The organism is Parvularcula dongshanensis, assembly GCF_014199615.1.
In the GTDB taxonomy this organism is placed as follows: domain Bacteria; phylum Pseudomonadota; class Alphaproteobacteria; order Caulobacterales; family Parvularculaceae; genus Parvularcula; species Parvularcula dongshanensis.
Genome location: NZ_JACHOB010000002.1, coordinates 304,484 through 316,535, shown reverse-complemented (window position 1 = coordinate 316,535; position 12,052 = coordinate 304,484). Strand labels below are relative to the sequence as shown.

Annotated in this window: 13 protein-coding genes; 10 read left to right on the top strand and 3 right to left on the bottom strand. The window is 65.6% G+C overall.

Annotated features, from left to right (window positions below):
• Positions 1-17: 17 nt before the first annotated feature.
• Both GGQ59_RS07240 and GGQ59_RS07235 read left to right on the top strand, forming a co-directional pair.
• The gene (locus tag GGQ59_RS07240; RefSeq protein WP_183817114.1) at positions 18-962 is read left to right on the top strand and encodes an FkbM family methyltransferase; all 945 of its coding nucleotides are present in this window, start codon (positions 18-20) and stop codon (positions 960-962) included.
• Between the two features lie 100 nt (positions 963-1,062).
• Positions 1,063-1,263 (top strand): transposase, encoded by a 201-nt coding sequence (locus GGQ59_RS07235; RefSeq protein WP_183817113.1) that lies wholly within the window; start codon positions 1,063-1,065, stop codon positions 1,261-1,263.
• A 524-nt stretch (positions 1,264-1,787) separates the two neighbouring features.
• On the opposite strand, the gene GGQ59_RS07230 is transcribed toward GGQ59_RS07235, so the two are convergent.
• Complete coding sequence (locus tag GGQ59_RS07230; RefSeq protein ID WP_183817112.1) at positions 1,788-3,644, bottom strand: calcium-binding protein; 1,857 nt, start codon at positions 3,642-3,644, stop codon at positions 1,788-1,790.
• Positions 3,645-3,845: 201 nt separating this feature from the next.
• Here GGQ59_RS07230 and GGQ59_RS07225 point away from each other — a divergent pair, with 201 nt between their 5' ends.
• From GGQ59_RS07225 to GGQ59_RS07210, 4 genes are all read left to right on the top strand, one after another.
• A complete protein-coding gene (locus tag GGQ59_RS07225) occupies positions 3,846-4,046 on the top strand; it encodes a hypothetical protein (protein WP_183817111.1) in 201 nt (66 codons plus the stop codon).
• A gap of 124 nt (positions 4,047-4,170) precedes the next feature.
• The gene (locus GGQ59_RS07220) at positions 4,171-5,571 is read left to right on the top strand and encodes a M23 family metallopeptidase (protein WP_183817110.1); all 1,401 of its coding nucleotides are present in this window, start codon (positions 4,171-4,173) and stop codon (positions 5,569-5,571) included.
• Between the two features lie 97 nt (positions 5,572-5,668).
• Positions 5,669-6,301, top strand: coding sequence for a histidine phosphotransferase family protein (locus GGQ59_RS07215; RefSeq protein WP_183817109.1), 633 nt, complete (start codon positions 5,669-5,671; stop codon positions 6,299-6,301).
• A gap of 121 nt (positions 6,302-6,422) precedes the next feature.
• Positions 6,423-6,803: a response regulator gene (locus tag GGQ59_RS07210; RefSeq protein ID WP_183817108.1), complete on the top strand. Its 381-nt coding sequence runs from the start codon at positions 6,423-6,425 to the stop codon at positions 6,801-6,803.
• A gap of 12 nt (positions 6,804-6,815) precedes the next feature.
• On the opposite strand, the gene GGQ59_RS07205 is transcribed toward GGQ59_RS07210, so the two are convergent.
• Positions 6,816-7,286 carry a nicotinamide-nucleotide amidohydrolase family protein gene (locus tag GGQ59_RS07205; protein WP_183817107.1) on the bottom strand — a complete coding sequence of 157 codons (471 nt, stop codon included), beginning with the start codon at positions 7,284-7,286 and terminating at the stop codon, positions 6,816-6,818.
• Positions 7,283-8,455 carry a bifunctional 2-C-methyl-D-erythritol 4-phosphate cytidylyltransferase/2-C-methyl-D-erythritol 2,4-cyclodiphosphate synthase gene (locus GGQ59_RS07200; RefSeq protein ID WP_183817106.1) on the bottom strand — a complete coding sequence of 391 codons (1,173 nt, stop codon included), beginning with the start codon at positions 8,453-8,455 and terminating at the stop codon, positions 7,283-7,285. Before GGQ59_RS07200 ends, GGQ59_RS07205 begins: the two co-directional genes overlap by 4 nt.
• 132 nt (positions 8,456-8,587) lie before the next feature.
• Here GGQ59_RS07200 and GGQ59_RS07195 point away from each other — a divergent pair, with 132 nt between their 5' ends.
• The 4 genes from GGQ59_RS07195 to rplL all read left to right on the top strand — a co-directional run bounded on the left by GGQ59_RS07195 (position 8,588) and on the right by rplL (position 11,957).
• The gene (locus tag GGQ59_RS07195; protein ID WP_183817105.1) at positions 8,588-9,418 is read left to right on the top strand and encodes a hypothetical protein; all 831 of its coding nucleotides are present in this window, start codon (positions 8,588-8,590) and stop codon (positions 9,416-9,418) included.
• A 51-nt stretch (positions 9,419-9,469) separates the two neighbouring features.
• Positions 9,470-10,786: a metal-dependent hydrolase family protein gene (locus tag GGQ59_RS07190; RefSeq protein ID WP_183817104.1), complete on the top strand. Its 1,317-nt coding sequence runs from the start codon at positions 9,470-9,472 to the stop codon at positions 10,784-10,786.
• 256 nt (positions 10,787-11,042) lie between these two features.
• Positions 11,043-11,564 (top strand): 50S ribosomal protein L10, encoded by a 522-nt coding sequence (rplJ, locus tag GGQ59_RS07185; RefSeq protein ID WP_183817103.1) that lies wholly within the window; start codon positions 11,043-11,045, stop codon positions 11,562-11,564.
• Positions 11,565-11,576: 12 nt separating this feature from the next.
• The gene (gene rplL, locus GGQ59_RS07180; protein WP_183817102.1) at positions 11,577-11,957 is read left to right on the top strand and encodes a 50S ribosomal protein L7/L12; all 381 of its coding nucleotides are present in this window, start codon (positions 11,577-11,579) and stop codon (positions 11,955-11,957) included.
• Positions 11,958-12,052 lie beyond the last annotated feature (95 nt).

Below are 12,052 nucleotides of genomic sequence, written 5' to 3'. Positions count from 1 at the left end.
AAGGTTGGAGCGAGATCATGAGTAGTATCATCTATACCACCTACGGCCTGCTGCCCAGCCGGTTCGGATCGCTCGAGGTTACGTTCGCAACGTTCTCAGACTATGCTGACCCGTACTCCAGTCGCGTACGCAATTCGTGGCACATGGAAGGTCATTATATTCTGGCTGCCGAGCTGCTTCGGCCGGGTGATACGTTTATTGACGCTGGTGCGAACATCGGCACCTTCGCCTTCCCGGTCGCAAAATTGTCGGGCAGCGAAGGTATCCTTGTAGAGGCGCTGCCGGAGAACTGCGATTTGCTCCGGGCAGCAGCTATTAGGAACGGCGATGCATCGATTTCGATCGTCAACGCGGCGGTCGGCGGCGAGGAGGGGGAGATATTCATCGCAGGCTCGAGTGCCTATGCTAAAACCTCCAATACTGCAGAGGGCGGAGGCATACGGGTCAAGCAGGTGCCGCTGAGCACTCTTCTCGAACACTACAACCCCTTATCGCCCCGCTTGCTGAAGATCGACGTAGAAGGAAGCGAGCTAGAGACGTTCGAAGGTGCGCGAGATCTCCTCGCTTCGCGACGCATCCCCTACATCATCTATGAATCGAACGGCCCAGTTTGCCAGCATCGGAATTACTCTGTGCGGGATCTACGGCGCGCTCTCAGTCAACTAGGGTATGAAATCTTCACGATCGTTGGACGAACGCTCGTCCCAACCGATGATGAAGAGTTTCAGTTTCTTGGAAACGCCGATCTGTTCGCGACAATGGAAGGCATACCGGAAAAAATAAGTTTCGAGGTCGCTAAGCTTTCGAACGACCGGAAAATAAAGTCGGTGGTCCACACCCTGACAAACATGCCGCCTCAGTACAGAGACTTTATCCTGAATGAGCTCGAACTGGCACCGGACGAAATCAAGCACTCGACCGAAGTGCGGCAGGCAATGATGTCTACGAAAGACACCGTTTAGGTGGGGAACTCAAACAGACTGCTAGCAGCATTGAACTTCGTGCCGCCAAACGAGTGCGGACGGCGGCGGTGCGCCATGGCTGAACTGCTTTAGTTGTCCGATGGGGGCGCGGGAAGCGCTCGATCGGCACCCGCAGTACCGGAAGTCTGGCGGATCGGGGGTCGATGATCGGTCGGTGATCTCGAGCATCCTGTTCGTCCCAAAGAAGGGCCACCGTTGGCGGGAGGTGCCGTCCGAATACAGCCTGGCGGTGACGGTCTACAACCGCTACAACCGATGGTCTCGGCGCCGCATCTGGTAGCGCGCCGTTGCAAAGATTGCGGCAGCAAGGCCGGTAGCTGACGAGTTCAGTCTCGATAGCTGCTACGCGGAGGCTCACCGTTCCGCCTCGGGAGCGAAAACGGGGAGAGAACGAAGCGACCGGACGCAGTCGTGGCGGCAGATCGACGAAGATCCATGCCCAGGCCGATTGGTCGCTGTCCTGGTGATGCCAGGGAACCTCTCGGAAATCTTCGTCGTCGTCGAATGGATCGCCGACGTGGTCCCCGCCTCCGAAGCAGCTACTCTCCGACGACGCCGTTCCGACTCAACTGCAGAGCCTACGCGGGCAGGAACATTGTAGAACGCTTGGTTTGCCAAATGAAGATTGGCGACGCATCGCTACACGCTACGATCGCCTCGTTCGCAACTACCTCGGCGCCATCGCTCTTACCGCCGCATGGACCGTATAAGTTCCCAACCCAAGCTCACGTCGATCCTTCTTCGACGAAACTCAACAGGCTCGACGCGTCGCTTATGACGACGCATCGAGCGTGAAGGGAAAGGTCAGCCGAAGATAAAATCGCTGTTGTCCAACGCGCTGGCATCTACTCCTTGTAGTACAAGTAGAGCGTCACCCCCGAAGTTGATGGTAGTGTCCGTACCGTTCTGGGTAGTCGCCGCGGCGACTTCCGCGAAGGTATCAAAGGCACTTCCAAAGCCGAGTAGCCTGATCTTGTCAGCGTCATTCTCAAAGTCGACAACAATATCAGTGTCCGAAGCAATATCAAATGCGAAGGTGTCGTTGCCCGTGCCGCCAATCAGCACGTCGACACCCGCTCTTCCAAGGAGATAGTCGGCACCGTCGCCGCCCTCCAGAAGGTCGTCGCCTTCTTGTCCATCCATCGCGTCATTACCGCCGTTGCCGACGAGGCGATCGTTCCCGGCGCCGCCGTAAAGCGTGTCCCGACCGTCATGAGCGTAGATCAGGTCGTCTCCGTCCATGCCGTATAGGTAGTCGTTGTCAGCGAGGCCGCGCATGGTGTCGTTTCCAGCGCCGCCATAGAGTTGATCGTTCCCATCTCGACCGAGCATAAAATCGTTGCCATTGCCGCCGTCGAGTCGGTCAGCGCCGTCACCACCATCGAGGTAGTCGTCGTCATTGTTTCCAACGAGCCGGTCATTTCCGGCTCCCCCGTAAATGGTGTCGTTGCCGTCGTGAGCGTAGATCAGGTCGCCCCCAGCATCTCCGTAGATTAGGTCGACGCCGTCGAGACCCCTGATAGTGTCGTTGCCTTCGCCGCCTCGTATCGTGTCGTTGCCCTCGCGGCCAAGAATGACGTCATTACCGGTACCGCCAAGGATAGAATCGTTGCCGGTGCCGCCATCTAAATAATCGTCATCGGCGCCACCATCGATGAAGTCATCGCCTGCCCCGCCGTAGAGGGTATCATTACCCTCGTCGCCGCTTAGTGTATCGTTTGACATGTCTGTCCCAGTTGCGCTTCCGCCGTACAGCAGGTCATCTCCCATTTGACCAGAGAGTCTGTCTTCGCCTTGATCGCCGAAGACCGTATCTGCACCGTCGCCGCCAAAGAGGCCGTCACTGCCGCTGCCGCCACTGATATAGTCCCGTCCGCCTTCGCCGCGAAGGAGGTCGCTATCGGCTCCGCCACTGATCGTATCGTTGCCGACGCCGCCGAAGACGGTGTCATTCCCAGCTTCGCCAGCGATATCATCGTTACCGGCGTCACCATACAGCAAGTCGAAACCGTCACCGGCGCGAATGATGTCATTTCCATCACGCCCAAGCAGAAAGTCGTTGCCGCCCCCGCCCGACATAGCATCGGCGCCGGCCCCGCCGTCGAGAATGTCCATGCCCAGGCCGCCGTGAAGCGTGTCGTCGCCATCGCGGCCTGCTAGGGTATCGTCGTTGCCGGTTCCAAACAGAGTGTCACGCCCGACAGTGCCGAAACTCAGACGGTTTCCGGCAAGGTCGATCGTATCCCCGCTATCGTTAGTGAAATAGACTTGAGTACCGTTCTCCTGAAAGATCGTCTGCCCAGACTGAAGGTTCAGTATCGTCGTCGACGGGATAACAACAAAGTTGCCTGCTTCGAAGGTGCCATCGAGCGTAACCACGATTTCGCCGCTGGTTCCGGCGTCGGGTAGCGTGAGGGTAGTCGTTCCCCCCGCAGCGGCGACTCCTAGGTTGCTCTGCCCGAAGTAGGTCTGCAGCGCGACGATATGGTCATTTTGGCTGAAGTCGGTGATCCGGTCCTGTCCATCGCCGCGCGAGAAGAAGAATACGTCTCGTCCCCCGCCGCCAGTCAGCGTGTCGTCACCACCGCGCCCGTCTATGACGTCGTCGTCAGCGCCCCCGGTCAGGGTTTCGTTTGTATCGTCGCCGAAAATCTGTGCCATCGTCTTGCTCCCTGCTGCCGGGCGTCCCGTCGCCTGGCATTTTCCTGTCACGTTACGCATTTGCCTTGGTCCGGCAAGCGCGGTTCGCGCGGAGCCTAGCAAGGCTTGCACCGAACCCGTGTGCTGCCGAGCGTCCTCACGAAACCTTGTCCGTTTGATGACGTGCCCCAGCTTCAACGCGTTGAAGCAAGGAGCGCTTTCATGACCGAGCAGACCGATGCGTCCGAAGATCCCGCCGAGGCGATCCGCGCGGTGATCCGCGCCACCGTCTCCGCGTCCGGCGAGCCCGACCCGTCCGTGTTGCCGAACCTGGTGCGGGCGCAGCTTCGAGGGCACGACACCGCGGGCCACGACGTCGATGCCTATATTCGCGAGGTGCTGGCAGAGATGCGCGATGCCTGAAGGCGGCGTTCGGTCGCGCTGACACTCCGATTTGACCCGCGTTAACCCTTTCTTCACAAGTATGGCGGGCGTGCGGCACGCTGTTCGCAACGGATCGCCCTGAGCCACTTAACGGAGACTCAGCTTGGCGGCACCGTTTGCGGTCGGGACGAAGAGCCTGAAAGGAAGAGGCGCGGCGCTGGCCGCGGCCGGGTTGGCATTGTTTTCGGTCGGTCAGGCCGGCGTGGTCAGCAACCCCCTGCCTGACGGGAAGGGTGGGGGGCGCGATGCGGCATCCACCTATGGCGCGGCCGCGATCGGGGAGCGCCCGTTCGACCTCGACTGGGCCGATCGGGCGGCCGACCCGAGCCTTCTTTCCGACTACGCGGCGCTTCGTTCTCGAGCGCGGGTCGAGGCAGGCTACCGCACGCTCGTAGTGCCGAAGGGGTCGAACCTGACCGACGTCCTGATCGAGGACGGCGCGTCCGCCGAAGCGGCTGTGGGAGCGGTCGCGGCGCTCGGTGCGCTCGCGCCGCTCGACGAGGTATCGCCGGGTACGACCGTGGATGTCGCCTTCGCGGCGGCATCGCCCGCCAACGCTTCCGCCGGTGATGCGGACGCCCGTCTCACCCGTCTGCGCTTCTACGGCGAAGACGGCCGCCTTCTGACCGCCGAGCGAGACGCGGAGGGATGGAAGGCCGCGATCGAGATGCCCGAGGTCGAGGTCCGCTACGCGGCCGCGGCCTCCACCATTCCCGACAGCCTCTTTGCCGCCGGCCGTCGGGCAGAAGTCCCGCGCGAGGTGCTGTCTAAGCTCGCCAACATGTTTCTCTACGACGTCGACTTCGCCCGCGACATCCGCCGGGGGGACCGTTTCGAGGTCGTCTACGAAGTCCGCTACGATGCCGATGGCACGATGCTGGGCACGGGCGACATCGTCTTCGCCGCCATGACCTGGCGCGGCGGGACCCGCGCGCGGGGCTACTACCTTTCGAGCATTGAGGGAGAGCCCGCCTACTTCGACGTCAACGGGCAGAGCGCGCGCCGCATGCTGATGAAGACGCCGATCGAGGGCGCGCGGGTCACCTCCGGCTTCGGTACGAGGCGCCATCCCATCTCTGGCTACACCAAGCAGCACAAGGGCGTGGACTTCGGCGCCCATAGCGGGACCCCGATCATGGCGGCGGGCGACGGCATCGTGGAGCAGGCAGGGCCGTTCGGCACCTACGGCAACTACGTCCGCATCCGGCACCAGAACGGCTACGAGACCGCCTATGCCCATATGAGCGGCTTCGCACCCGGCATGCGGGCGGGCGCGCGGGTTCGGCAAGGCGACGTGATCGGCTATGTCGGCACGACCGGCCGGTCGACGGGACCGCACCTTCACTATGAGGTGACGAAGGACAAGGTGGCGCTCAACCCGATGACGCTCGAGGTCGCGAACGGGCGGCAGCTGGACGGTGAGCGTCTCGAAGCCTTCGAGGCGGAGCGAGCCCGGACCGATGCCCTGCGCGGTGCGCCCTACGCGGTGGCCGCGGCGGACTGAGCACGGCGAAGAGGGAAGGGGACGCGGGGCGCGCCGGGCGGTAAACACCGGGTTAACCCTCGCGTTCTAGCCAGTCCCTTTTGCCGGAGCCCGCCCCATGTCCGATCCCCGCGACGTCGTCCACATCTCTTCCCTGCTGGCCTCGCGTCTGTGCCACGACCTCGTCAACCCGGTCGGCGCGCTCAACACCGGGCTCGAGGTCCTCGACGAGGAGCAGGACCAGGAGATGCGCGACCATGCGATGAACCTGATCCGGGAGAGCACGGCGAAGACGGTCGCGCTCCTGACCTTCGCACGCACCGCCTTCGGCGCTTCGGGCTCTTGGAACGGGCACATCGACGCCGGCGAGGCGAAGGAGCTCGCGCTTGGCTACTATCGTCACGTCAAGGCGGACCTGGCTTGGGACATGCCGCCGGGCCCGATGGACAAGCCGCATGCCCGCATCCTTCTGAACCTCCTTCTCGTCGCCGAACGATGCGTTCCTCGCGCCGGCAGCACCGTGACCGCGGCGCCGAGCGAGGCCGGGTTCACCGTCACGGCGAAGGGGCCGCGGGCCAAGCTCGGGGACGACCTGGCGCGCGCGCTGGCCTGCGATGCCGCCGACCTCGAGGCGAAGGCGTCGCCGGGCTACCTGGCCGCGCTCATCGCGAGCGCGATCGGCGGTGCCATCGACGCTCGGGCCGCCGATGAGGAGACGGTCGTATTCACCGCCACGCTGCCGAGGCAGTAAGGCGGAACGCTCGAATTTGCGCGGCGCTCTTAACGCGGCCTTCAAGCTTTGGGCGTAAACGTGGCTCGGTATACGTGACGGCAACACTCCCGCCCGGGGGCGGCCGCAGCGAGGAAAGCAGATGGCTGATTGTCTGATCGTGGACGATTCAGAGGCCATGCGGGACGTCGCAGGACGGCTCCTGACCGGCCTCGGCCACTCCGTGCGTCAGGCGGCCGGCCCCGACGCCACCCTCGATGCCTGCGAAGAGGGAATGCCGGAAGTGCTGCTCCTGGACTGGGACCTGCCGGCGATGGGGGCGCTCGACGTGCTCCGTGCGGCGGCGGACTTCCCGGTCGACAAGCGGCCGGTGATTATCCTCTGCGCGACCGAGAACGATGCACGGCAGTTCGCGCTCGCACGCGCCGCGGGGGCACCCTATCACGTGCTCAAGCCGTTCGACCGCGAGAGCCTGCGCGACGTGATGCGCCGGGCCGGCTTCGAAGAACGCGCCGTCGCGTAGAGCGGGCCGGACCTAATCTAACCGGGACAGAAGAAGGCGTAAGGCTTCGTCGCGGGCCTGCGCGCGGACGTGCGACCGGTCGCCGCCGAAGACGTGCTGGGCGGTAATCGTCGGGCCGAGCCCCGCGAGGCCGAACCAGACGAGGCCGACCGGCTTCTCCGCGCTGCCGCCCGACGGACCGGCGATGCCGGTCACGGCCACTCCGAGGTCGGCCCCCGTGCGGCTGAGGGCGCCTTCAGCCATGGCGCGAGCGACCTCTTCGCTGACTGCGCCGTTCGCCGCCAGCATCGGTTCAGGCACGCCTAGAAGCGCCGTCTTCGCTTCGTTTGCATAGGTTACGAGCCCGGTTCCGAACACGGCGGAGCTACCCGGCACCTCGGTCAGCGCGGCGGCGATCAGGCCGCCGGTGCAAGACTCCGCCGTCGTCACGCGACGGCCGAGCGCCGCGGCGCGCGCGACGATCTCCGCGGCGAGGCGGCTCACGGGCGTGCCGTCGGCAGGCGAACGGCGCAGACGGCCTGCGCGGCGATGCCCTCCCGGCGGCCTTGGAAGCCTAGGCCTTCGGTCGTCGTCGCCTTGACCGACACGCGGGACGCCTCGCAGCCCAGGCACTCGGCGACGACGTCGCGCATCCTGTCTGCGTGCGGTGCGATCTTGGGCGCCTCGCAGATGATCGTGACGTCGGCGCTCGAGATCCGTCCCCCACGCTCTGCAAGGAGGCTCGCCGCGTGGCGTAGGAAAACGCGCGAATCCGCCCCGCGCCAGTGCGGATCCGAGGGTGGGAAGTGCCGCCCGATGTCGCCTTCGCCGAGCGCGCCGTAGAGCGCATCGGTGATCGAGTGCAGCGCCACGTCGGCGTCGGAGTGGCCGGCGAGGCTGTGACTGTGAGCGATGACGATCCCGCCGATCGTCACGGCGTCGCCGTCGGTGAAGGCGTGGACGTCGTAGCCGAAGCCGACGCGCGTCTCCTCGTTCGCGGCGAGCAGGGCCTCTGCCATGGCGAAGTCTCCTGGGAAGGTCAGCTTGATGTTGGTGGGTGCATCGGGGACCAGGACGACTTGGCCCCCGCGCTCCTCGATGACGCTCGCGTCGTCGGTGGCACGCCCCGGGGCCGCTTCGCGGTGGGCGGCGAGGATGGCCGGAAAGGCGAAGCCTTGCGGCGTCTGCGCCCGCCATAGGTCGTCGCGCGGCGCCGTTCCGGTCGAACGGCCCATCGCACCCCTCTTCAGCGTGTCGGAGACGGGGAGGGCGGCGATGGCGCCGTCCGGAGCGTCCTCTGCCTCGAGAGCGGCCAGCACACCGTCGATCGTGGCATGGGAGACGAAGGGCCGGGCACCATCATGGATGAGGACGAAGTCCAGTGGATCGACCTGCAACGCCGTCAGACCCGACAGGACGGAGGCCTGCCGGTCCGCGCCCCCGTGAACGAAGCGCGCCTTCGGGCCGGCGGCTTCTCGGAACCGGTGCTCGTCGTCGGGGTGGATCACGGTCAGGATCGAGGCGACGCGGGGGTGGGTCTCGAAGGCGCGCAATGTGCGCCTCAAGACCGGCTCGCCCCCGACGGGCTCGAACTGTTTGGGACCAGCCCGCCCTGACCGGGCGCCGCGCCCCGCCGCGACGATCAATGCTGCGATCTTTGGAGTGGATGTCATTGCTGCGCTCTAGCCGTGCCTGCCGATGGACGGTTCGGCTACGACTTCACGTTGCCGTGAACTTCCTGATTGTCGACATCATAGGGGCCAGTTTACCTTGATGAGAAGGACATCTCGATGGGCGGGCGACGCATGACTTCCCTTTCCGGCTCTCTGCTGGGTTTGCTGCACAACCTCGCGGCCGGTGGCCTCGTCGTGTCGACGCTGATCGCGCTTCTGTGTGCCGTCGTCGTGCTTCGCACCGGCAGCGAGCAGGACAGACGCCTCGCGGCGCTTGCAGAACAGGGGCAGGAACGTGCCCAGATATCGGCGGAGCAGGACGAGGCCGGGGACGCTGCGCGACTTCGCGCCAGGCTTGCTGAGGCGGAAGCCCGGGCCGTCGCTGCTTCCGAGCGCGCGGACGAACTCGAGACGAAGCTGGCCGACGCGGAGGTCGAGCGGCTCGCAGCGCAGGTCGAGGCGCTGGAGGCGGGAACGGACGAGCCGCCGGCGCTTGAGCGCGCCAGCCGCTTGGGCGAGTCGGAAGCCGCGCAGCCGGTCAGGCCACTTCCGCCAGAGGCCGAAGCCTTGCTCCGCCCGACCCCCGGGCCCCTCCTCGCCCAAGAGCAGGCGAACACCATCATCGCCGAGCTCGCGCCTTACGCCGGCGACTTCAGCATCGAAGTGACCTCCGCCCCGGACGAGCGCGCGCGCCTTTACGCCGCGCAGCTCGCGGCCGCGTTCCGGGGCGCGGGCATCGCGACGATCGGGCCTTACGGCGTTCTGACGACCTTCCAGGGCGACGGCGTCTTCATCAGCGTCGAAGGCGCCGCCGCCGAGCCGGGCGGCATCATCCTGAGCGCGCTTCAGTCGGCCGCGCTGCCGGCGCAGCCTGGCCCCTCCGACGGAGTCGCGGCGGACATCCTCGCGCCCGAAGAGGCCGATGTGCGCCTCTACGTGGGCGGGCCGCCGACCTCGTCCTAGCGCTGTAGGCGGGGGGTGACGGCGGCGGCGGCGCGCGCTTCTAATGCGCCGATGCGATTCGTCCTTTCCCTCCTCGTCCTCCCCGCTCTCATCCTCTCTTCCGCCGCGGCGGAGACCGTCCACCTCGTTCAAGCCGGAACGCTTCTCGCCGTCCCCGGTGAGGAACCGCTGCACGACGTCACGATCGTCGTCCGCGGCGACCGGATCGAGCGGGTGGCACAGGGCTATCTGAGCGAGGCGGGCGCCACCGCCGAGGCGTCCGACGACGTCGTCGTCCACGACCTGAAGGCGATGACTGTGATGCCCGGCCTCATCGACGGCCACGTCCACCTTCTCTCCGAGAACAACCCGAACCAGCGGCTGCAGCGGGTCGAGATGTCCGATGCGGGCAACGCGCTCATCGGCGCGAAGCACGCGCGCGATACGCTGATGGCGGGCTTCACGACCGTAAGGGACGTCGGCGCGGGCAGCGGTGATGCGATCTTCGCGCTGCGCGCGGCGACCGAAAAGGGCTACCTGCCAGGCCCGCGCATCTTCGCGGCCGGGGCCATCATCACGCCGACGGGCGGGCATGCGGACGGCACGCAAGGCTATCGCGACGACGTCGCCGAGCTCCTGCACTCGAGCGGCGTCTGCGACGGTGCCGAGGAGTGCCGCAAGGCCGTGCGCGAGCAGATCCGCCGGGGCGCGGACCAGATCAAGCTGACCTCGACCGGCGGCGTGCTCTCGAACACCGCGACGGGAACGGGCCAGCAGTTCACCGACGAGGAGCTCGCCGCCATCGTCGAGACGGCCCATGCGATGGGACGCAAGGCGACCGCGCACGCGCACGGCAAGGGCGGTATCGACGCGGCGCTTCGGGCGGGCGTGGATTCGATCGAGCATGGCACCTACCTCGACGAGGGCTCGGCGAAGCTCTTCAAGCGGTCCGGCGCCTACCTCGTGCCGACCATCCTGGCCGGTGTCACCGTCGCCGAGTGGGCGAAGGACCCCGACACCTTCCTTACGCCCTTCCAGAAGGCGAAGGCGGCCGAGGTCGGGCCCAACATGCTCGCCATGGCCCGCCTCGCCCACGAACAGGGAATCAACATCGCCTTCGGCACCGACACGGGCGTCTCGAAGCACGGCGAGAACGCGCGAGAGTTTCCGCTTCTGGTCGAAGCGGGCCTGACGCCGATGGAGGCGATCCGGGCCGCGACCGTCGAAGGCTCCCGGAACCTCGGACAGGAAGACCTGATCGGCACGGTCGAAGCCGGCAAGAAGGCCGACCTCGTCGCGGTGGACGAGGACCCCCTTTCCGACATCGAAGCGCTCCTCGACGTCGACTTCGTCATGAAGGACGGCCGGGTCTACAAGTCGCCGGAGTAGCCGTCGGGCGGGCCTGTATCGGATCGCAGGGTGGACAGCCGCCTTCCGATCCGATAGAGGCCCGCCCGCGCGGGGGTGAGCCCCGCGCCCGTCGAAGACAGCAGGCATCCATAAGCCCTGCCGAGGCGAGGTGACAGGCATCAGGCGGGCGGCCCTATGGGCCGGGTCCGACCTCTCGCCTTTCCCTCTACTCCTTCGCCGGTCCCAATCGCCCCGCGGGCGCGCTTCGGCGCGTGCGCACCGACTGAAGGTTGCTATGCCCCTTACCCGGGAACAGAAGAGCGATCAGGTCGCGTGGATGCAGGGCGTCCTGAACGACAACGAGGTCGTCGTCGTGATGCGCAATCACGGCATGACGGTGGCCGAGGTGTCGGACCTGCGTGCGCGCATGCGCGAGGCGGGCGGCGGCGTGAAGGTGGTCAAGAACCGCCTCGCCAAGATCGCTCTGAAGGACGCTCCTGGTGGCGAGGTCGCCGACCTCTTCACCGGCCCGACCGTCATCGCCTACTCAGAAGACCCGGTCACCGCGCCCAAGGTGATCGTGAAGTACGCCAAGGAGAACGAGAAGCTCGAAATCCTCGGCGGACGCATGGGCGACCAGGCCATGGACGCCAAGGGGATCGACACCCTGTCCGAGATGCCGAGCCGCGAGGAGATCATCGCCTCCATCGTCGGTCAGCTCATGGCCCCCGCCTCGAACCTCATCAACGCCGTCACCGCGCCGGCGTCGAACATCGCCTCCATCCTCAAGACGCTCGAAGAGCGCGAGAACGCGTAAGGAACCTTTATCATGGCAGACATCAAAGCCCTCGCCGAACAACTGGTCGGCCTCACCCTGCTCGAAGCCAACGAGCTGAAGAACCTTCTCAAGGACGAGTACGGCATCGAGCCCGCCGCCGGCGGCGCGGTGATGATGGCGGGTCCGGCTGGCGGCGACGCCGGTGCGGCGGCCGAAGAGCAGACCGAGTTCGACGTCGTCCTGACGGCGGCCGGCGACAAGAAGATCAACGTCATCAAAGAAGTCCGTGCGATCACGGGTCTCGGCCTCAAAGAAGCTAAGGACATGGTCGAAGGCGCGCCGAAGACCGTCAAGGAAGCCGTCTCCAAGGACGAAGCCAACGACCTCAAAGCCAAGCTCGAAGCGGCTGGCGCGTCGGTCGAACTCAAGTAGTCCTTCCGTCTACGTAGTACTGAGGCCCCGCTTCGGCGGGGCCTTTTTTATGACGGGGGCGGTCGAACAACGCTACTCAGACGAACTGCCATATT

What these genes read in the sequence shown, in the direction of transcription:
- GGQ59_RS07240 (WP_183817114.1), top strand. Translation starts at nt 18, where the DNA reads ATGAGTAGTATCATCTATACCACCTACGGCCTGCTGCCCAGCCGGTTC.
- GGQ59_RS07235 (WP_183817113.1), top strand. Translation starts at nt 1,063, where the DNA reads ATGGGGGCGCGGGAAGCGCTCGATCGGCACCCGCAGTACCGGAAGTCT.
- GGQ59_RS07230 (WP_183817112.1), bottom strand. Translation starts at nt 3,644, where the DNA reads ATGGCACAGATTTTCGGCGACGATACAAACGAAACCCTGACCGGGGGC.
- GGQ59_RS07225 (WP_183817111.1), top strand. Translation starts at nt 3,846, where the DNA reads ATGACCGAGCAGACCGATGCGTCCGAAGATCCCGCCGAGGCGATCCGC.
- GGQ59_RS07215 (WP_183817109.1), top strand. Translation starts at nt 5,669, where the DNA reads ATGTCCGATCCCCGCGACGTCGTCCACATCTCTTCCCTGCTGGCCTCG.
- GGQ59_RS07210 (WP_183817108.1), top strand. Translation starts at nt 6,423, where the DNA reads ATGGCTGATTGTCTGATCGTGGACGATTCAGAGGCCATGCGGGACGTC.
- GGQ59_RS07200 (WP_183817106.1), bottom strand. Translation starts at nt 8,455, where the DNA reads ATGACATCCACTCCAAAGATCGCAGCATTGATCGTCGCGGCGGGGCGC.
- GGQ59_RS07195 (WP_183817105.1), top strand. Translation starts at nt 8,588, where the DNA reads ATGACTTCCCTTTCCGGCTCTCTGCTGGGTTTGCTGCACAACCTCGCG.
- GGQ59_RS07190 (WP_183817104.1), top strand. Translation starts at nt 9,470, where the DNA reads ATGCGATTCGTCCTTTCCCTCCTCGTCCTCCCCGCTCTCATCCTCTCT.
- rplJ (WP_183817103.1), top strand. Translation starts at nt 11,043, where the DNA reads ATGCCCCTTACCCGGGAACAGAAGAGCGATCAGGTCGCGTGGATGCAG.
- rplL (WP_183817102.1), top strand. Translation starts at nt 11,577, where the DNA reads ATGGCAGACATCAAAGCCCTCGCCGAACAACTGGTCGGCCTCACCCTG.